The sequence below is a fragment of the Acinetobacter sp. 25-47-122 genome (assembly GCF_056779695.1).
On record NZ_JBWYIJ010000002.1, the window covers coordinates 224443 to 245770 of the forward strand.

General features: G+C 38.9%; 17 protein-coding genes. 12 read left to right on the forward strand and 5 right to left on the reverse strand.

The annotated features are described in order from the left end of the window. The first annotated feature begins 14 nt into the window (after positions 1-14). The gene (locus AC1M9P_RS02615; protein ID WP_481586645.1) at positions 15-947 is read left to right on the forward strand and encodes a LysR family transcriptional regulator; all 933 of its coding nucleotides are present in this window, start codon (positions 15-17) and stop codon (positions 945-947) included. Positions 948-1002: 55 nt separating this feature from the next. Here AC1M9P_RS02615 and AC1M9P_RS02620 read toward each other — a convergent pair whose 3' ends face one another. After that, positions 1003-2214: an acetylornithine/succinylornithine family transaminase gene (locus tag AC1M9P_RS02620; protein ID WP_481586646.1), complete on the reverse strand. Its 1212-nt coding sequence runs from the start codon at positions 2212-2214 to the stop codon at positions 1003-1005. Between the two features lie 161 nt (positions 2215-2375). Between AC1M9P_RS02620 and grxD the strand changes: the two genes are divergently transcribed. Next, positions 2376-2717: a Grx4 family monothiol glutaredoxin gene (grxD, locus tag AC1M9P_RS02625; RefSeq protein ID WP_092766094.1), complete on the forward strand. Its 342-nt coding sequence runs from the start codon at positions 2376-2378 to the stop codon at positions 2715-2717. A 57-nt stretch (positions 2718-2774) separates the two neighbouring features. On the opposite strand, the gene AC1M9P_RS02630 is transcribed toward grxD, so the two are convergent. Further along, on the reverse strand, positions 2775-5393 hold the full coding sequence (locus AC1M9P_RS02630; protein ID WP_481586647.1) for a Lon protease family protein: 2619 nt from the start codon (positions 5391-5393) through the stop codon (positions 2775-2777). Positions 5394-5576: 183 nt separating this feature from the next. Between AC1M9P_RS02630 and AC1M9P_RS02635 the strand changes: the two genes are divergently transcribed. The 4 genes from AC1M9P_RS02635 (at position 5577) to rpmE (ending at position 9676) form a co-directional block, all read left to right on the forward strand. Further along, a complete protein-coding gene (locus tag AC1M9P_RS02635) occupies positions 5577-7754 on the forward strand; it encodes an AmpG family muropeptide MFS transporter (protein WP_481586648.1) in 2178 nt (725 codons plus the stop codon). A gap of 9 nt (positions 7755-7763) precedes the next feature. Continuing rightward, positions 7764-8165 (forward strand): lactoylglutathione lyase, encoded by a 402-nt coding sequence (gene gloA / locus AC1M9P_RS02640; protein ID WP_180027566.1) that lies wholly within the window; start codon positions 7764-7766, stop codon positions 8163-8165. A 98-nt stretch (positions 8166-8263) separates the two neighbouring features. Continuing rightward, a complete protein-coding gene (locus AC1M9P_RS02645) occupies positions 8264-9235 on the forward strand; it encodes a bile acid:sodium symporter family protein (RefSeq protein ID WP_481586649.1) in 972 nt (323 codons plus the stop codon). A 216-nt stretch (positions 9236-9451) separates the two neighbouring features. Continuing rightward, positions 9452-9676 carry a 50S ribosomal protein L31 gene (rpmE, locus tag AC1M9P_RS02650; RefSeq protein WP_004971624.1) on the forward strand — a complete coding sequence of 75 codons (225 nt, stop codon included), beginning with the start codon at positions 9452-9454 and terminating at the stop codon, positions 9674-9676. 56 nt (positions 9677-9732) lie between these two features. Here rpmE and AC1M9P_RS02655 read toward each other — a convergent pair whose 3' ends face one another. From AC1M9P_RS02655 to epmB, 3 genes are read right to left on the reverse strand one after another with little or no spacing between them, the layout of a single operon-like run. After that, positions 9733-11943: an EAL domain-containing protein gene (locus AC1M9P_RS02655; protein WP_481586650.1), complete on the reverse strand. Its 2211-nt coding sequence runs from the start codon at positions 11941-11943 to the stop codon at positions 9733-9735. Further along, a complete protein-coding gene (locus AC1M9P_RS02660) occupies positions 11940-13697 on the reverse strand; it encodes a GTPase (protein ID WP_481586651.1) in 1758 nt (585 codons plus the stop codon). The genes AC1M9P_RS02655 and AC1M9P_RS02660 overlap by 4 nt, the downstream gene beginning before the upstream one ends. A 12-nt stretch (positions 13698-13709) precedes the next feature. Further along, entirely contained in the window at positions 13710-14726 is a 1017-nt protein-coding gene (epmB, locus tag AC1M9P_RS02665; RefSeq protein WP_481586652.1) for an EF-P beta-lysylation protein EpmB, read from the reverse strand. Between the two features lie 347 nt (positions 14727-15073). On the opposite strand from epmB, the gene efp reads away from it, so the two are divergent. The 6 genes from efp to AC1M9P_RS02695 all read left to right on the forward strand — a co-directional run bounded on the left by efp (position 15074) and on the right by AC1M9P_RS02695 (position 21322). Then, positions 15074-15643 (forward strand): elongation factor P, encoded by a 570-nt coding sequence (efp, locus tag AC1M9P_RS02670; protein WP_035265851.1) that lies wholly within the window; start codon positions 15074-15076, stop codon positions 15641-15643. A 170-nt stretch (positions 15644-15813) separates the two neighbouring features. Continuing rightward, on the forward strand, positions 15814-17907 hold the full coding sequence (locus AC1M9P_RS02675; protein WP_481586653.1) for a carbon starvation CstA family protein: 2094 nt from the start codon (positions 15814-15816) through the stop codon (positions 17905-17907). After that, the gene (locus AC1M9P_RS02680) at positions 17904-18206 is read left to right on the forward strand and encodes a YbdD/YjiX family protein (RefSeq protein ID WP_481586654.1); all 303 of its coding nucleotides are present in this window, start codon (positions 17904-17906) and stop codon (positions 18204-18206) included. Before AC1M9P_RS02675 ends, AC1M9P_RS02680 begins: the two co-directional genes overlap by 4 nt. 125 nt (positions 18207-18331) lie before the next feature. Beyond that, a complete protein-coding gene (locus AC1M9P_RS02685; protein WP_481586655.1) occupies positions 18332-19348 on the forward strand; it encodes a 2-dehydropantoate 2-reductase in 1017 nt (338 codons plus the stop codon). Between the two features lie 98 nt (positions 19349-19446). Continuing rightward, positions 19447-20406, forward strand: a complete 960-nt coding sequence (locus AC1M9P_RS02690; RefSeq protein WP_035265922.1) for an AAA family ATPase — start codon at positions 19447-19449, stop codon at positions 20404-20406. 10 nt (positions 20407-20416) lie between these two features. Continuing rightward, positions 20417-21322 (forward strand): DUF58 domain-containing protein, encoded by a 906-nt coding sequence (locus tag AC1M9P_RS02695; protein WP_481586656.1) that lies wholly within the window; start codon positions 20417-20419, stop codon positions 21320-21322. The last annotated feature ends 6 nt before the right edge of the window (positions 21323-21328 follow it).

A 21328-nucleotide genomic window follows, 5' to 3' on the forward strand; every position in this document is an offset into this window, starting at 1 on the left:
TCAGAGGGAAATTTATGTTAGATCAACTTCGCTCGATGGGCGTATTTGCATGTGTTGTTGAAAAAAGCTCTTTCAGTGGTGCTGCTCGAGATTTAGGCATTACGACGAGTGCAGTTAGTCAGCAAATTCGTTCACTAGAACAAGAAATGGAAGTAACACTTCTGCACCGTTCCACAAGAAAACTAAGTTTAACGGAAGCAGGGCAGGCCTTTTTTCATAGCTGTCAAGAAATGCTCGCTGCAGCAGAGCGCGGTAAAATTCGAATTAATGAGTTACGAGACGATTTAGTTGGTGATTTACGTATTGCAACAACGCCAGAACTCGGTGCAACCCATGTAGTTCCTGCGCTGTCGCATTGGATTTCGGCACATCGTGGTTTAACCGTTCACTTTGAAGTTGAAAATCAGTTTGTCGATTTGATTCAAGAAAGAATCGATATTGCAGTGAGAATGTGTTCTCGCGTGGATGAGTCTAATCACTTATCTTGTCTGCCGCTTGCACGTGTGGATCAAGTCTTGGTGGCTTCACCAAGTTATTTGAATCAAAATGCAGTTATTTCAAGACCTGAAGATTTAGCACATCACGATTTGATTCCAGTAAATATTGTAAAAAATCAGCAAATGATGACATTTGAACACAGTACATCGCGTGAATTGGTGAATGTGTCCATGGAAAATCGTTTACAGACAAACAATGTTTATGTCGCTAAATCACTGTGCCAAAATGGTCACGGCATCGCGCGATTATTATATCTGGATGTGCAAAAAGAATTAATGAATGGCACATTGGTTGAAGTTTTACCTGAATGGAAGTTACCTGCATACACTTTGAATGCAATGACATTAAAACGTGAACAACAACCAATGAAAATTCATCGCTGCCTAGATGCTTTAAAACAATATTTCAGCCAGTTACCTGGTGGTCGAGTATTCCAAGAAGCATCTTAAGTGTTCTTCTTAATAAAAAAAGCCGCAATATGCGGCTTTTTTTATTGATCTTGGTTTAAGCCAAGAAGTTTTTAATCGCAGGAACTAAGCGTTTTAATAAATCATCAGCTTGTTCTTGATTCATATTCAACGCTGGCAACAAACGAACGACATTACCTGCGGTGACATTAATAATTAGATTGTGTTCTATGCGTGCAATATCCACCAACTCTGCGCATGGTTTTGGTAATTCAATACCAATCATCATACCAAAGCCGCGAACAATAACGTTTTGATCTGCAAGTTGTATACGGAATTGATCAACTAAGTATTGGCCAATTGTTGCTGCGTTTTCAACAATATTTTCTTTTTGCATCAAATCGATAATCGTGTAGACAATGCGCGAACCTAATGCAGTACCACTATAAGTTGATCCGTGGTTACCTGCAGTAAGAATACCTACACCTTTACCTTGAGTCATCACTGCACCAATTGGGAAACCATTACCCAAGCCTTTAGCTGTCGTCATGACATCAGGAATAATATTGGTATGTTGATACGCGAAATATTTTCCTGTACGACCGTTACCTGTTTGAACTTCATCTAGCATCATCAACCAATTATGTTGATTACAGATTTGACGAATTTCTTCAAGATAACTAAAACCTTGAGGGGCAGTATTTACACCACCTTCACCTTGGATCGGTTCAACGAGAATCGCGACGATATCTGGATGGTTGATTGCTGCTTCTTCAATTGCCTCAATGTCGCCAAAAGGTACTCGGATAAAACCTTCAACGAGCGGGCCAAAACCTTCTTGTACTTTTTTATTGCCTGTCGCAGAAAGTGTTGCCATTGTACGACCATGGAAAGAATGATCAGCTACAATGATTTTCGGAAGAGCAATACCTTGCATATGACCATATTTACGCGCAATTTTAATTGCACCTTCATTTGATTCAGCACCACTATTCGAGAAGAAAATTTCTTCCATACCAGATACTTCAGCTAACTTTTGCGCAGCTGCAGTCTGCCAAGGTACTTCATAAATATTACTGGTGTGAATAAGCGTCGCTGCTTGTTCTGCAATTGCTTCTGCCAAAACTGGATGTGCATGACCTAGACCACATACTGCAATGCCAGTCAGCGCATCTAAATATTCTGTACCTTCAGCTGTATAAAGATACGAACCTCGGCCACGCACAAAGCTGATCGGTTGACGGCTGAATACAGGCATCAAATGAGATGGTTGATCAGTTTGAACTGGAGCGAGGGTGATATTGTTCATGTCTAACTCGTATTTGTTAGGTGGAAAATAAAAGTTTATCTAAGCAAAATCTGCTTAAGATTAAAAGCCTAATTGCAAATTAAACTGGAAAAATTTAGCAATCCATACTCTTTACGGCGGTTTTAGGTATAATGCAGGCAGAATAGTTGAGGATTTAATCAATGACTGAACAAGTGCGTGATACAGAAGCGTTAATTCGTGATCAAATTGCAAAACATGCAGTTCTTCTTTATATGAAAGGCACACCACAGTTCCCACAATGTGGTTTCTCTGCACGTGCAGTTGAAGCATTGAGCCAAATTGGTCGCCCATTTGCTTATGTAAATATTCTTGAAAACCAAGACATTCGTGCGACTTTGCCACAAATTGCAAACTGGCCAACATTCCCACAATTATGGATCAATGGTGAGTTGATCGGTGGTAGTGATATTATGCTAGAAATGTTCCAAACAGGCGAATTAAAAACGCTCGTGGAGCAATATAGCCCAGCGCCTGAAGCTTAATTTAAGCGCAATAAAAAAAGCACCGATGGGTGCTTTTTTTATTTTGAAAACTTCAAATTAGTTTGAAGTCTCATCAGCGAGTTGAGAAGGTTGTTCTTCAGCATTGATCGCTTTATCTTTTTTAGCTTTGTCTTTTTTCTTCTTTTTTTTCTTTTTCTTTGGCTCTTCTTCAATTTCAGCGCCATCTTCAATGGCTTGCCAATATTCTAGCTGCTCCATGACAGCAGCGTAAATTGATCCTTTGGTATAGCGACCTTTTTTATTTAATTCTCCGACAGGACGCGCCATGAGAATCTCAAGTGCTTGATCAATTGTGTTGATGGCATGAATATGGAATTGACCGGCCTCGACAGCATCAATCACATCTTGACGTAACATTAGATGCTGCATGTTTTGACGTGGAATAATGACACCTTGTTTGCCTGTTAAACCTTGAAGTTTACATGCATCAAAGAAACCTTCGATTTTGGCATTGACGCCACCAATCGGTTGTACTTGACCCAGTTGATTCATTGAACCTGTAATCGCCCATGACTGATCAATCGGCAGTTGGCTGATCGCAGAAATTAAAGCGGAGAGTTCTGCAACGGTTGCACTATCACCATCGACTTGACCATAACTTTGTTCAAAAGCCAAAGCGGCAGAGAAGTGCAAGGTTTGTTCACGTCCGAAATGTGCCTTTAAGAAAGACGACATTAATAGTACACCTTTAGCATGAAGTGAACCGCCTAACTCCACGCTACGTTCGATATCTAAAATATCGCCCCCACCCTGATACACTGAAGCAGTCAAGCGTGATGGTAGGCCAAATTCGACATCGGCGTAGTGAATCACGGACAAAGCATTTATCTGACCGAGTCGATGACCACGCGTTTCGATAAGCTGTGTACCACGAGATAAATCTTGCCAGTACAACTCTCGTAAATAACCTAGACGATATTGGCGGTGTTTGAGCGCAGTGCCGATATGTTCTGCTGTCACCATAGTTGCATTAGATTTGGATGCATGGTGATGAGATTCATGAATCAGATCACCTAAAGTTAAGGCATGTAGTGACAACGAACTCTGATCCTCTGCTTGACGACTTGAGTCGGTCAGTAAAGCAGCCAAGGCAGAACGATCAAATGGAAGTAGTTTAGAGGATTGAACATAGTCTGCAATCAAATGCATATAAGCTTGTTCATTTTCGTCATTACGTTGTAATGTGTCAGTAAAATCAGCTCTGATTTTAAAGATACTTCCTAACTCAGGCTCCACCTCCAGAATCTCATAATAGATTTCTGGTTCAGCCATTAAAATGACTTTCAATTGTAATGGAATCGATGCTGGCTCAATTGAAATGCTGCCCGTCAGCGTTAGCATGTGCTCTAGAGATGAGAGTTTAATTTGACCAGACTTAATCGCTCGTTTGAGTCCTTGCCATGCATAAGGTTGTTCTAAAAGCTGCTCAGCCTCAAGCATTAAAAAACCACCATTGGCACGATGCAGTGCACCAGGTCGTATTAAAGTGAAATCAGTGCTGATAGTGCCATTTTGCGTTAATTGTTCAACATGGCCAAGTAAGTTGTAATGTGTGGGGAAATCTTCAAAGATGACTGGTGCCCCAGAATTTGGCTTGTTGCTAATGACTAAATTTGCTTGATAACGCGCAGGGACTCGGTTAAATAATGCAGGTGAAAAATCAATTTCTTCCTGTTCTAGTACGGTCTCCACATTGTCGATAATATCTTGAGCATATAGTTTTAAATATTGTTCAAGATGTTTGATGTCTGGAAATTTATTTAAAATATGTTCCATGCGAGGAATAATGACTTGTTTGGCAATGTCACGATTCAACTCAGACACCATATCACGTGCTTCATCTTCAAGATCACCAATCTGTAAACCTAAACGCTCAAGCTTTTTATCCATATAACGGATATTAGACGCAATTTCAGAACGTTCTTTGCTACTCAGTGCATTGATGTCATCTTGAGACATCTCTTGAATTTTATTGTCTTTAAGATGAACAGGAATAAAGCAGTGTTCTTCATTACGACTGATCAACTTTAAATCAAGCTCTTCACCTTCTTTGGTGAGCTCAATCAAAGCTTGTTGTTGTTCATGACCTGTCGTTAAACGAATTTTTTCAATCCGATTGTGATACGTTTCAGCACTAAAACGACGTTCGAGCTGTTTGAAAATCGTTTGCCATGTTTGATGTAGCGTACTTTGAAACTTTGCGCCTTGTCCTGCAGGAAAGTTAAGCGCAATTGGGTTGCGTGCATTTTTGAAGTTGTATACATAAACCCAATCATCCGGTGTAGGCATATCTTTGGCATGTTGTTGGAGTAAGCGCTTGATCATGGTGCGTTTACCCAACCCTGCCGTACCCACAGCAAAGATGTTATAGCCTGAGTATGGGAGGGCAATGCCTGCTTCTACAGATGCTTTAGCACGATCTTGTCCTAAAAAATTATTAAGGGGTTTGATACGTTTTGTAGACGCAGGAATATTGTCATAATTTGGAATATGCGTCAGTTGTTCTGGTTTGAGTGCTGTTGCATTCAAGGTGTTTTGCGTGGCTTCAAGTTCAAATACGGATAGGAGCTTGTTTTGCGAGTTTTGTTCTAAGTTTGTGGATGTCGTGGTTAAAGCTACTGCGGTGGAACTAATTTGATCGTGTCTCTGGGTCACAGGTGAAATCCAAAACTATAATTTACATTTGATAGTTTAAGGTATACAGGTTTAGCCAAAAATATCAAGTTGAGATAGATCAAATTGATGAAATACTCGGTGAAGTTTGCGTAAATTATATTGAAACCAAGCGCATTACAGAGTTGAATAGCGAGAGTACTTTTCACTGAAAATAACAACGCAATGACATCACAATCTTCGTCACCAGAATCAGCTGGATGGACTTCGGCATTTAAAGCCTTTCTTGATCGACGCGCGATCATTATGCTTTTTTTGGGTTTCTCATCAGGTATCCCAATTTTTCTGATTTTTTCAACTCTATCTTTCTGGTTGAGTGAAGCCGGTATTCAGCGTAGTACCATTACCATGTTTTCATGGGCAGCCTTAGCTTATGCCTTCAAGTTCATTTGGGCACCTTTGATTGACCGATTACCATTGCCTTATTTAACAAGGAAATTGGGTAAACGACGAGGGTGGTTATTGGTTTCTCAGATTTTGGTCGCAATTGCTATTTGTTCAATGGCATTTACTGATCCGAGTATTCATGGAGGAAGTGTAGGGCCATTTTCAAGTTTAACGTTCATGGCGATATCCGCAATCTTTCTAGGATTCTCATCAGCGACACAAGATATTATCGTGGATGCTTATCGTATTGAGTTGACACAAGATACGAGTGTTCAGACGGTTATGGCTTCGACCTATAACGCAGGTTATCGAATTGCGACCATTGTAACTCAGCTCGGTGCATTACTCTTCGCTGCATCACTTGGTACAGCCATGGGTAACTATATTTATGAGGCGTGGCAGTCCACCTATTTACTCATGGCTGGATTGATGATGATTGGGATTGTGACGACTTTAGTGATTCATGAACCGGTAGTAAATCAAGAACCTCATCAATATCAAGCAACGGATTATTTTCAGTTATTTATCGTCTTTGTGATTTCAACAGTAGTTTTCGTTTGTGGGTTTCTCCAATTTGGTGCTTGGATTTCACAGTTAAATATTGATGGTAATTTTTTGTCATTTATCGGGCAAGTTTTACGTTTCTTCGCGAGTGTGGCGTTGGCTGTGCTAGTCGTATTTGGATTAATCCGAGCAAAACTCATTGATGAAAAAATAGTCGTCGAGACATGGCTATCACCGATTTTAGATTTCTTCAAACGTTATGGTTTGAAAGTTGCGTTAGCTATTTTATTACTCATTGGTTTTTATCGAATTTCAGATATTGTCGCTGGAGTGGTTGCCAATCTTTTTTATCTTGATTTGAATTTTGATAAAGAAGAAATCGCTTGGTTTAACAAGTTTTTCGCCATTTTTTTTGTAATTTTAGGTGGCTTCCTTGGAGGCTTATTAGCTCAGCGTTATAACATTATGAAAATGATGTTGGTGGGCGCTATTGTTGCCAGCACGACCAATCTCATCTTTGTGGGGCTCGTAAAATCTGGACCAACGATGAATCAAGTCTTGGTACAAATGGGAGGTCAACAGCATCAAGTGACTCCTGATGAAGTGGGGAACTGGTCTTTAAAGCTCCCTGCATCTAATTTTGCTGAACATAATAGTATTCAAGTGTTATCCACCCCTGATGGTTATGATAAAGCCCTGAATGTTGAAATCCCGCTTCAACGCTATTCGAGTCAAGATGATTCTCAGATTTTCATCCAAGCCATTGGAGGGGATAATGTTCTCTACCAAGATGAGTTAAGCAAGGATGTCATTATTCGCGGTCAACTCTCGAACTTAAAAGCTGACAGCACACTACAAACACTGAATATTCGTATTTCAAATCAGCAAGTGATACCTGCGAAGTTGGATCAAAATAATTGGAGCGTGGTTGTCCCGGGAGACAGTCTAAAAAACCATACTAAATTTACGGTGCAAGCCGTCGTGCAGCATGCAGGTCAGGCGCATGAATTAATCCAAGATCATATTTATAAAACAGTTTCAGCGATCCAACCGAAATCACGTATGACTTTATCTGATCTTCCAGCTGTTCAAGTTGATAGTGATCAAATAGTCGAACTTAAAGGTAAAGTGGTTGTCCCTTATAGCAAGGTGTGGCTGGTGATGGGCATTGTATTTGACAATCTCGCATCAGGACTTGCTGGTGCAGTATTTATTGCATTCCTATCGAGTTTGACTAGCGTTTCATTTACAGCAATGCAATATGCAATTTTTAGTTCATTGATGTTATTGCTTCCAAAGATGATTGGTGGCTATTCAGGTACAATAGTGACAAACTTCGGTTATTCATCATTCTTCTTTATGACTTTTTTAATGGGTTTACCTATTTTGTTACTTGTTATTTGGGTGGCGAAATTGTTAAATCAGTTGAAAAGTACATCTTTCAATCAATAGGTAAATTTTATGCGAATGTTACATACCATGTTACGTGTAGGCAATTTAGAGCGTTCATTGACGTTCTATACTGAAGTACTCGGTATGACTTTGCTTCGTAAACGCGATTATGAAGAAGGTCGATTCACTTTAGCCTTTGTAGGTTATGGTGATGAAGAAAACAATACTGTTCTTGAGCTAACGCATAACTGGGATACAGACAGCTATGAGCTGGGTAATGCGTATGGTCATATTGCGATCGCAGTGGATGATGCGTATAAAGCGTGTGAAGAAATCAAAGCACGTGGTGGTAATGTTGTCCGTGAAGCTGGACCAATGAAAGGCGGTGTAACCGTAATCGCTTTTGTGGAAGATCCAGATGGTTACAAGATTGAACTTATTCAACAAGACAGTAATGCGAGAAATAATTAAGTTTCACTCGCTGATTGGTGAGTAAAATTTTAAAGATAAGCCCAATCTATGAGTATTGGGCTTATTTTCAATTTAGAGAATAAAAAGAGGGATATGGGGTGCTAAAGCTCTTAGCGTTAGATCGTTTCACGATATTGCTGTTTGTTATGGTGATTTTAGCATCACTGATGCCAATTTCAGGTGTTGCTGCTCACTATTTTTCTTATTTCACCACGATTGCAATTGCAATCCTATTTTTTTTACATGGTGCAAAGTTATCACGTGAGGCGGTGATTCAAGGCATTAAACATTGGCAATTACACAGTTTGGTCTTTGCACTGACGTTTGCAGTTTTCCCAATTCTAGGGTTAATGGCTAAACCTGTATTGCTACCGCTACTTGGACAAGAATTGTATTGGGGCTTCTTGTTTATGTGCTTCTTACCCTCAACAGTTCAGTCTTCTATTGCATTTACTTCAGTAGCAGGTGGTAATGTCGCAAGTGCTGTGTGTAGTGCTTCATTCTCTAATATTATTGGTATGTTTATCACACCTATATTAGTGACCTTATTTATTTTAGGCCAGTCTGATCATGGGTTTGATCCAACCAGTGCGATCGTCAAAATTATTCTGCTGTTATTGGTTCCATTTATTTTGGGACAATTATTGCGTCCTATTGTTTTTCCTCTGATACAAAAAGCCCCGAGTATTGTCAAAACTTTTGATCAAGGCTCAATTCTTTTGGTGGTGTATGGCGCATTCAGTAGTGCAGTCGTAGCAGGTCTATGGAATGAAGTCAGTGGGGTGACCTTCATGTGGTTAATTATTGCATGCTCTGTGCTTCTGACCTTGATTATGCTTTTAGCCTATCACGCCCCAAAGTGGTTTGGATTTAATCGTGCCGATCAAATTGCTGTATTTTTTTGTGGTTCTAAGAAAACACTCGCAAGTGGAGTGCCTATGGCGCAAATTCTTTTCATTGGACAACCTATGGGGATGATCATATTGCCAATTATGATTTTCCATCAAATCCAATTAATGGTGTGCGGAATTATTGCAAATCATTGGTCCAAGCAAATTGAAAAGTCTTAAAGGAATAATTCGCTATCTGAAATAAAGTGGCGTATAATGTCGTCCACTTGTTGTGCTTAGCTCTGACGGAAGCCGTCTCGGTGGGCCAAAAGAATGGTCTGTTGTGGTGTTGATCTGCTGTATTTCAGCCTTTCCTCTGCGTCTGTTGTAATGGATGAAGAGAGTGATCAATTGCGATGACAGCTAAAGCCTTCTTAACTCTATGGAGAATCGACCATGCGCGCCGATATTCACCCAAAATACGAAAAATTAGTTGCTACTTGCTCTTGCGGTAACGTAATCGAAACTCGTTCAGCTGTTGGTAAAGAAACACTTTACCTAGACGTATGCTCAGCTTGCCACCCATTCTACACTGGTAAGCAAAAGAACGTTGACACTGGCGGTCGTATCGACAAGTTCAAACAACGTTTTGCTGGTATGTCACGTTCTATCAAACGTTAATACCCAAAATAAAAAAACAGGCGTTCAGCCTGTTTTTTTATGTCCAAAATATGGAATTAACTTTGATCTTGAACATTCATGAGCTGATCCAATTTACGCTGGTAATAATCACCTTGTAAAAATCTCACGTCGACATTCCACGCGTTGGCAAAGCTATTCATATCATTGAGATTTTTGAGTAATAAATTGACTGATCGATGAGTATTAAAGTATTCAATCGCCTGTTTAAAACGTTCAATACCTTCTTCAGTATTTAAATCATCTGTGAATTCTTCATGCAGCGTGAAATTCTGAATATTGGCAACTTTGAGAATGAGATTGCTACATTTACTTAATCCAAACTCGCAAACGGCAATATCTGCACCTTGTGCTCTCAATACCTCAATCGCAGGCAGAATTTCATTTAAATGTTGAGCAATGTATTTTTCTTTAAACTGTAAAATCAGTGGTTGAGGTGCTTTTGCTCCTACAATCATGAGCAGTTTTGAAATTAATTCTGCCAATTGATGATGCTTTAAGAGAACATGATGTCGTAAATTAATAATCAGTTTAGCTTCAGGATATTGTGTTAAAAAATTGTGCAGTTGCTTTGCTGCCTCAACCAAAATCCATCGGTCAATTTTAATAGACAACTCAGGGTCATCCACCAATTCTTCAATATCGTCCAATTGAATCCATTGGTTTTCAAAAATAAACCCACTGCTTACTTCATAGGTATTAAGACTAGTGTCTTCTTTATCATAGATTTGTTGGAACTTTAGCGTAATTTGATCGCGTTCAAGAACTTTACGAAGATGTACTAGGATATCGCCGTGAACTTCGTCTGACTGCACAGGTTCTTCAATTGCTTGAAATACAAATTCTGTTGAATGATCAGGCTCTACTTCAGAAGAAGGTGTATTTAACTGAATAGCGGTCGGCTCATCTGCTTGAGTAACTTCAAAATGAATCTCTTCAATTTCTTCAAGCGTTGTCTCTAAAGCAGCATCATTGCTCAATAAATTGGGTAGGGCAGTGTTATAAGCATTTGCAATGAGCTGTTCAAAATTATCTACATTTAAATCTGACAGTTTGAAGAGGCTATAACCAATTTTGACATGTTGTTGATAGGTTTGATCTCCCAAATTGACGAGCCTAGGTTTTTCAAGCGCATGTAGCGCAGAGAGTCTTGATTTTAGAACTTCAATCGTTTCAGCTTGAATGATAGTGGCATACAGTGCTGTTTCAATTTTAAATACAGCGCCGTTGGTCTGTTCGAGAATAAAGTCTGAAAGTTTGCCGAAATAGCCTTTAAAAGTATCCCAATCAGAACTCAAGATATAGTCTGGACAACTGGCTAGGCTGAAGATGACCAAAGCATTTTCTTGAGCAGGGTGTTCTTCAAGATGTTGTAAAATTTTTGGCAATGTTGTGTGTGGTGCAATTCTACTGTCCTGATGAGGTGCAGTCTCAAGTTGAGGACTAAATGGTTGATCATCCTGTTGAAAATGCGTTGAAATCGTAATTTCAATGATTTGATTTTGATCTGTAGGATTACATTCAATTTGGACTGGATTTTGATGTGTTAACTGTGGATTAAGAGAAATCAGTTCAAAAGGACCGTACTCAAATTTACCGAAAGCTAATTTTTTAAATCGTGCTTTAAAAGATTGAATATCCTCAGGTTGTATTAAATCAATGAGCGGGAATCCAATAACGTCATCACACGTGTTGAAGCCAAATAAATGCGCAAACTCATGGTTGCATTCAACGACAATCCCTTCTTCTATGATTGCGACTGCTTTTTTATGCTCTTCGATCCAATTTTGTTTAATTTGAACATTGTGTTTCAGTTCATCCGTTAATTGCATCTGATTTTTTTGTAAGCGACTAAAAGCCAATGCTCGAATAATTTTAAGTAAACATTGTTCAGATTGATCAATATTTAAAACATCGTAGATGCCCATCGAAATGAGTTTTACTTCAGACATTTCTAGCGCTTCTGGAGCTAGATAAAGTGTGGGGGTTAAAGCTTTATCAGAATCTGCAAGCAGTCGAAGAAAATGAGTTAAGGTCAGTTCATAGGCGCGACCAAATAGAATTAAATCCCAATCTAAATGAAGTTGCTTTTCAAGACTCACTTGATCATCGAGTAGTACTGCTTCTACCTTGTACTCGCGTTTTTCGAGTAAAGAGATAATATGGTTATAACGAATCTGGTTATCATCGACAATGAGTAAGCGCATTCCAGATTGTTTTAATTGTGTTGATAGAAGTAGGTTTTTCACTTCAATGCTTCCCATACGTCTTGAAAACGATTTGATTCAAGGTTTTGATGTTGTAAAAATTCATCAATCAGATATTGCTGCTCATCATTAAATAATTCAAATTCAAATTGAACAAAACTTTGTGTGATGAGCATGGTCTTTATCAATTCTACTTTGATATCTTGATCAGTTAAGCGTAAATAAATAGATTGTTGTTCTTTGAAAAACTGTAAATTTGGCAAAATAAGAGAATGCTGTGGAGCATCAATCTTCAAGGTTTGTACAAATAAACATGGATGATAATTAAAAGAACTTCGATCTGTATAAACTTTTGCGGCGCAAGGGTGGATGTCGGGTCCAATCACTTCAAGCCCAAGTTCATAGCTTTTTTTAACAGATTGTTTGATCCAACGAATTACACCACCTTTCCATTTGCTGTTCACCCCCTCATTGATCAGGATAAATTCACCTGTTCTTAAATTTGGTGGTGCTTCTTCTTCTAACCAACGTACGCGATAGCCATTTAAACTGATATCTAAAACTTGAGCCGCATGGATTTGACGTGCCTGTTTATCTAGAACTTTGTTTGATTTGTCTGTATAGGCATCTGGGTAGTCATTTAAATATGTAAATGCAAACTCGTCCTCTGATTTTGATTTAGGCGGTGTTAGTCGCAAGGTTTCGCTAAAAGTTTTGGTCTTTGAGAGATAATAATGTGCGGTAAGTAAACTGAAACAGAGTTGTAACTGAGCGGAATGTTCATAACGCTCATGTCTACGTTCAATGGTCGAGCCTAAAACATTTTGTACATGAAATTTAAGAGGTGCAGTTAAATAAGCTTTCTCTTTCTTAGATAGATATTCATTGTCCTTTTGAATGGTTAAGTTGATATGCTCAAGCAAAGATTGGGTTGCCACGAAAATGTTTGGTTTAAAACTTTCATGGTGTTTTCGGTTGTAAACTGGCGGATGATCTTTAGTGGTATCAATGACGTAACGAGATAAAGTGGTTTCACGTGGTAAAACTTGCACTAGTTGCGCCCAATCCGCTGTACATTGATAGAGCGCGTAGATCTCAGAAGGACGAATTTGGTGAGTATTAAATATTTCTAATAATAAGACTTGGGCATAGCACTGTTGAATATTTTTTAAAGCGTGATGAGTGCCTTGCAATAAATTAATGTTGACCGTGTGTTCTTGGTTTTTTAATGCTAAATCATACAGATAATGGGTCATTAACCATTGCTTAGACAAGGCAGAACGATAAAGCATCTGTTGTTGTACTAACAATAAACCCAATTGTTGAAGAGCGTAATAACTGGAAAGGAGTCGTGCAGTTTTCACATTACGCTTTTGAGTAAACTTCAAAATAGAAAACTTTTGTTGTTTTAGCTGCATTTCACTGCGCTGTGCAATATCTATATAGATATCAGCAAATAATGTTCTCAAGCGAGTGGTTAACTCTATAATATCTTTGTTACGGTCTGATAGAAAAAGACCTTGATTTAAAAAGTTTTTTTCAAGTCTCTCTAAAATATTTTCGATCAAAGGGTGTAGCGCTTGAATAAGATCAAAGCGCAATGTTTCCAAACATTTGAGTTCAGCGATTTCATTGAGGGCTTTCAACACCGCTTCAGAGGTGTCACCTAATTGCATAATTGAAAGTTGAGATGCCCAAAAACTCAAGTCCTGAACATTTGCATTTGCAAAACTTAGTTGATCTCGAGTCAAGGCAGTAGGATAGTGAAAAATTTCTGAAATCTGAGCCTGAAGCATGTAAATGAGTCTCTAAAAAGTGGCAACTCCATAAAGCGGTGTTTTATTCTGTTCTCCCGCAATTTCTCTAACCAGCTTTGGAACCAAGTATCCAGGCAACCTTGCCAAAACCTCTTTATAGATTGAATCAATAGATTCACTTGGTAAATCAAAATGCTGAGCACCTTTTACTTTATCCAACACATGTAAATAATAAGGCATCACACGCGCATCAAATAATCGATGACTTAGATCAACCAAAATATCAGGATGATCATTAATACCTTTTAATAACACAGCTTGATTCAACACCAAAATATTTTGTTGTGAAATTTGCATTAATTTCGAAGCGGTAAAGTCATCAATTTCAGCAGCATGGTTTGAGTGTACCACCAGAATAATACGTAGCCTACTGTTTTTTAAGAGAGAAATAAGTTCATCATCAAGCCGATTTGGAATAACGATTGGAACTCGAGAATGAATACGCAAAATTTTAAGATGTGGAATTGAACTTAATCTATCGATCCAAACGGCAAGTTTACGATTTGAAAGTGTTAGGGGATCCCCTCCGCTTAAGATCACTTCATTGATTTCTGGATGAGCGAGTAAGTAGTCTTGTATTTTTTTCCAGTCGTCATTTTTAGGTAAATTTTCTTGATATGGAAAATGACGTCTAAAACAATAACGACAATGAACAGCACATGCACCTGTTAAAGTCAGTAAAAAACGTGACTGATATTTATGTAATACACCTGGAATTAAATTGGCAGCCTCCTCATCAAGGGGGTCTGTCACAAAATCAGGATGTTCATTTAACTCTAGATGATGAGGGAGTACCTGAAGTAACAGTGGGTCATCAGGATTTGATTTTTGCATCTTCGCGACGAAGGCACGAGGAACTCTTAATTTGAATTGGGCTGATGCCAAAATTGCACCATGTATTAAATCTTCAGGTTGCAATTCCAAGAGTTCAATGAGCTCATGTGGGTCAGTGATTAAATCGCTGAGTTGATTTTGCCAATGTTGCTCTTGATACAAATAGTGGGTCATACAGTTTAAATTTAGAGGGAGATGAAAGGCTTCATTTTAAATCAAATCCCATTGAAAAACTCAGTTGTGTCCTGATTAAGCCTTCTTTATTGAATGTCGGGATGAAAATACTCAAGCCTAAAGATGATCAAATTAAGTCTACAACAGTAGTTCTGCATGGAACTTAGACAGCTTAAACATTGTATTTCGGAATTTATCATTGCGGCAGAGTAGGTTGGTCATTTAGAATACGCAACATAAATGCATGTGCATGTGGCATATCATGCACCTGTCAGACTTGCTAAATGACAGTGTAGCAGCCCATCGCATTAATAGATTAAAGTTAGTAAGTTTGGAGTGAGCCTCTCATGGCCTATTATTCTACGAACGATTTCAAGTCTGGCCTTAAGGTAATGCTTGATGGTAACCCATGCTCAATCATGGAAAACGAATACGTTAAACCAGGTAAAGGCCAAGCGTTCAACCGTGTTAAATTACGTAACCTTAAATCAGGTAAAGTATTAGAAAAAACATTCAAATCTGGTGATTCTTTAGAAGCTGCAGATATCGTAGAAGTAGAAATGGACTACTTATACAACGACGGCGAACTATGGAACTTCATGGATCCTGTAACTTTCGAGCAAATTGCGGCTGATAAAGTTGCAATGGGTGATGCTGCGAAATGGTTGAAAGACGATTCAAACGAAAAATGCACAATCATGTTGTGGAATGGTGTTCCTTTAACAGTGAATGCACCTAACTTCGTGGTATTAAAAATTGTTGAAACTGATCCAGGCGTACGTGGTGATACTTCTGGCGGTGGTGGTAAACCAGCGAAACTTGAAACAGGTGCTGTAGTACGTGTTCCATTATTCGTTCAACAAGAAGAAAGCGTTCGTGTTGACACACGTACTGGTGAATACTTAGAACGTGCATAATGGTGTAAATTTATACTATTATCGAAAGGGATGATGACAATCATCCCTTTTTTAATGCCAAGGTCTAAGGTAAAGAAGAATTATTGAGGAGTATAGTCGCAAGGGAAAACAGCAGTAACACGAATAATAAAATTGAGCTGATTGCAAATACGAAATAATGAGGGTTTGATATGGATCAAATACAACCGAAGTCATCCATGGCTTCGAAATTGATTTGGATTATTGTGGCCATAATTGGCGCAGTGTCCTTTGGAATATTAGCGGTTAGTCGTGGAGAACATGTCAACGCAGTTTGGCTCGTACTCGCTGCAGTCTGTGTTTACAGTATTGCATATCGTTTTTACAGTTTATTTATTGCAAATAAAGTATTCGAGTTAAATGCTCGGCGTTTAACACCTGCGCACCGTCTAGCAGATGGTCTAGATTATGTGCCTACAAATAAAAGTGTTCTGTTTGGTCATCACTTTGCTGCGATTGCAGGTGCTGGTCCGTTAGTTGGGCCTATTCTTGCTGCGCAAATGGGTTATTTACCAGGAACGATTTGGCTGTTAGTCGGTGTTGTACTGGCAGGTGCAGTCCAAGATTTTCTAGTTTTATTTATTTCTACACGCCGTGACGGACGTTCACTGGGTGAAATGGCAAAACAAGAACTGGGTTCATTTGCAGGGATTATTGTGATGCTTGGCGCATTAGGGGTAATGATCATTATCCTAGCTGTGCTTGCACTCGTGGTGGTTAAAGCATTAACCAATAGTCCATGGGGTGTGTTTAGTATTGCTGCTACCATTCCAATCGCATTATTTATGGGCGTATATATGCGATATATCCGTCCAGGAAAGATTGCCGAAGTTTCAATCATTGGCTTTGTACTGATGATGCTCGGTATCATCTACGGTGAAAATATTGCTCAACATCCTTATTGGGGGCAATTATTCACTTTATCTGGTACAGAGTTAACATGGGCATTGATTATCTACGGTTTCATCGCTTCTGTATTACCAGTATGGTTGTTATTGGCTCCACGTGATTATTTATCGACTTTCTTGAAAATTGGTGTAATTGCAGGTTTAGCATTGGGTATTGTATTTGCGATGCCTGAATTAAAAATGCCTGCAATTACCCACTTCGTAGATGGTACGGGACCTGTATTCTCTGGATCACTTTTCCCATTCTTATTTATTACCATTGCCTGTGGTGCAATTTCAGGTTTCCATGCATTGGTTTCATCAGGAACTACACCTAAGCTCGTAAATAATGAACGCGATATCCGGATGATCGGATACGGCGGTATGTTGATGGAATCATTTGTCGCAATCATGGCGATGATCTGTGCAACGATCTTGGATCCAGGCGTTTATTTTGCCATTAACTCACCAGCTGCGGTGATAGGAACGACGGTTGAAAGTGCCGCAGAGGCGGTACGTAATCTAGGATTTGTGGTTACACCTGAAGCTTTAACACTACTTGCTCAAGAGGTTGGTGAAAGCACAATTCTTTCTCGTACTGGTGGTGCACCGACGTTTGCGATTGGTATGGCGCACATCATCACTGAAATTTTTAATAGTCGTGAAATGATGGCATTTTGGTATCACTTTGCGATCTTGTTTGAAGCGCTATTTATTCTAACTGCTGTTGATGCAGGAACACGTGCTTGCCGTTTTATGGTTCAAGATACTGTGGGTATCGTTGTCCCTGCGGTTAAAAACTCTAAGTCGTTTGTGGGCAACTTGATTGGTACTGCCGTTGCAGTCTCAGGCTGGGGTTTCTTTGTATATCAAGGCGTAGTTGATCCACTGGGTGGTATTAATAGTTTGTGGCCATTATTTGGTATTGGTAACCAAATTTTAGCTGCGATGGCGCTGATGCTAGGTACTGTCATTTTGTTCAAGATGAAGAAAGAAAAATATGTGTGGGTCACCATTGTTCCAACAATTTTCCTATTCATTACAGCGATGACTGCTGGTTGGCAAAAAATCTTCCATGAAAATCCAAAAATCGGATTCTTGGCACAAGCAGATCGTTTCAACGCGGCTATTGAGCGAAACGAAATTTTAGCGCCTGCGAAATCAATTGCGGAAATGCAAACTGTTGCTTTATCAAATCAGATTAATGCTGCGTTATGTGCATTCTTTATGATTGTTGCTGTGGTGATGTTATTTGCTGCTATTAAAGTGATTCGTCGTGCTTTAGCAAATCCGCAGCCAACGGCTCAAGAAGCTGAAGCAATTTATACTGATCAAATCCCTGCAGGAGAGACCAAATGAGTTTGAAAGAACAAATTCGTCAAAAGCTAGCATTGGGTAAAATCATTAAATTCACGATTTTGGCTCAGCCGAAGAAGTTTTTAATGTTGAATGGAATCAAAACAGTTCAACTGATTTGGCAGCGGCTACAACAAAGTTTACGTTTAATGGTGGGTGTGCCAGATTACCAAAACTATGTAGAACATATGAAAAAGCATCACCCTGACTTAGAGCCAATGGATGAAAAAACTTTTCATCGTTATTGTGTCGATGCACGCTATCCAAGTGCAGCAGGCGTTATGAAGAAATGTCCATGTTAATTTTCTAGCTTTACATAAAAAACGGCACTGAGGTGTCGTTTTTTATTTGTCTTAATTGTATAAAACCTGACAAATTTATTGTTCTGAAACTCGTATACTCTTGATCAATAACAAAGGATAAAAACATGAAAATTGGAATTTATGGTGCTGGGTCGATTGGGTGTTATATCGGTGGAAGAATGGTCGCAGCAGGCCATCAGGTGACATTTTACTGTAGAGAAAGAAGCTATCAAAAATTAAGCCAAAATGGGTTGGAGCTCAGTGATTTAAACGGCTACCATCATAAGCTCACTCCAGATCAATTAAGACTTACAACAAATCTAGCAGAAGTCCTAGACACGGACTTAGTCATGATTTGTGTAAAATCAGCAGCGACAGAGCAAGTGGCATCTGAAATACGAAGTTGTGACACAGTCAATAAACCGAGTCTCATCAGTTTTCAAAATGGGGTGAGTAATGTTCCACGGTTAAAAAAAATGCTGCCAGAATGGGAGATTATGGAAGGAATGGTTCCATTTAATGTCGCAGAACTCAAACCGTCTCATTTCCATCAAGGTTCTGATGGAACATTAATGATAAAAAAATTTGTAGAAAGTAATCAGCTAAAAATAGTGTTAGATGCGGCGAAACTGCAAGTTGAATTCCGTGATGATATGTTAGAGGTACAGTGGGCTAAAGTCTTATTCAACTTGAACAATTCGATTAACGCTTTATCTGGTCTAACTTTAAGAAATCAACTTACTAATCGAATGTATAGAAAGTGCCTTGCTCAGGCACAGTTAGAGACGCTTCAAATTTTAAAGCAGGCAAATATTAAACCCGCACAATTAACGCCTGTACCAGCGAACATCATTCCTCATATTCTTCGACTTCCTAATTGGTTGTTTAAGTTGATCAGTCGCAAAATGTTAGCCATTGATCCACTAGCTCGTTCATCTATGCAGGATGATCTGAATTTAGGGCGCACGACGGAGGTTGATTGGATTAATGGTGAAGTGGTCAGACTTGCTAATACACTCGGGGGGAATGCACCGATCAACAGCTACTTTATTGAACAGATCAAGCTGGCGGAAAACAATAATTCAAGCCTTCAAATTGGACCTGAAGAGATGCTCACACAGTTGAAGCTTATTCAGCATTAAGTTTGATGCTGATTCTTTAATACACTGATTATTAGAAATATTTGAGAAAATAAAAAAAACCTGTATGGTAGAAATATATAGTTTTGGAAATGTAAATGATGATTTGGGGAATGAAGCAGAGTGTTCAATCAAAAGATATTATACAGCCTGAGTTAGAATCTCAGATTCAATCATTTACTCCCAAAATTTCATTATTTCTAGAACAAATCAATCAAATTGTTTTGGATAAAAATACGCAAACTGAATTGGCTTTATGTAGTTTAATTGCAGGTGGTCATATTTTATTTGAAGACTTACCTGGATTGGGTAAGACCACATTGGCCAGTAGTTTGGCATCATTATCAGGTTTATCATTTCAAAGAATCCAATTTACCAATGATATGCTCGCCAGTGATGTAATTGGCGTGAATGTTTTTAATCAAAAAGAGCATCAGTTTGAATTTAAGTACGGACCTGTCTTTACCCAAGTTCTTTTGGCAGATGAAATTAATCGCTGTAGTCCTAAGACACAGAGTGCATTGCTAGAAGCGATGGAAGAGGGCTACGCCACGATTGATGGACAGCGTTATGCTTTACCTCAGCCTTTTTGGGTGATAGCAACTCAGAATCCACTCTTTCAAAGCGGGACTTATGCACTACCAGAGTCTCAGTTAGACAGATTCCTCATGCGGTTATCTCTTGGCTATCCATCTCGCCATGCAGAAAAAATACTTCTTCAACAAGAATCACGTGCCAAATTAATCGCACAGTTGATCCATGTATTTAATGAGACTGAAATACTGAGATTGCAATCTTTGACTCATCAAGTCCATTTAAGTGATGCAATTCAAGACTATTTATTGGATTTGGCTGCGGTAACACGAAAAAGTGCGCATGGTTTATCGACGCGTGGATTATTGGCTTTAAAACGAGCATCACAAGCGAGAGCGATCGTGCATGCCAGAGCCTTTGTCATTCCTGATGATGTAAAAGCTGTATTTTCAGCAGTATGCGCTCATCGATTAAACTTGAGTGAGGATGAGACGGTCTCCCTAATGAATCAGGTTAAATTGATTTGAGGGTATGCAGGTGACCAGTATCTGGAAGCAATGGTTAAAAAAAAGATTTCGGTTTGAGCAGAGTAAAAAAATTGGTCAACGCGATATTTTGATTTTTATTTATCAGCAAGGTTTCTTATATCTTGTGTTGATTTTGATCACATTTATTGCGGGTATTAACTATGCCAATAATTTGATATTAGGTTTCTGCTTTTTAATTAGTGCAATCTTATGCATTAGTTTTTATATCACCTTTAAACAATTGCATGGTCTTGAGATAGACATCATTACTGATGAAGTTGGACAGGTAGGGCACTCGATTTTATTTAAAATCTACTTGAATCAACCTTATTCATATTCACGTTATTTATCGATCTCCATCGATTCTGAGACACAGCACATTCACATTGACCAAAAACAGTCTGAATGTGTTATACCGATTCATGTTGATCAACGAGGACAGTATAACTATCCCGATATACACATTGCTTCAGTGTATCCATTTGGTCTTGTTCGAGCTTGGACTTATATCTTTCATGGACGACATGCATGGATTGCGCCACAAGCCAAAATAAATCCCAATACAAGCTTTTCAAATGCATTTGTATTGGATCAGGAAAAAGATGAGTTTAAAGAATTAAGAAGTTTTCAGGTCGGCGACTCATTACAAAGTGTATCTTGGAAGCAGGCTGCTCGTGGACAAGGTTTGTATATTAAAGTTTTTGAAGAGCATCAACAGGATCCATGTGTTGATATTCATTATCATCATATGCCGTCAGTCGAGCATGAAGAAAAGCTTAAATATATGATGGGTGTGGTGGAGCAATGTGAGCAATTACAAATTCCTTTTAAGCTGGTGTTACCTCGTGCCGAATTGAATCAAGGATTTGGAGCTGAGCATATCAAGCAGGCTAAAATTCTGCTTGCTCAGGCATAAAGTGTG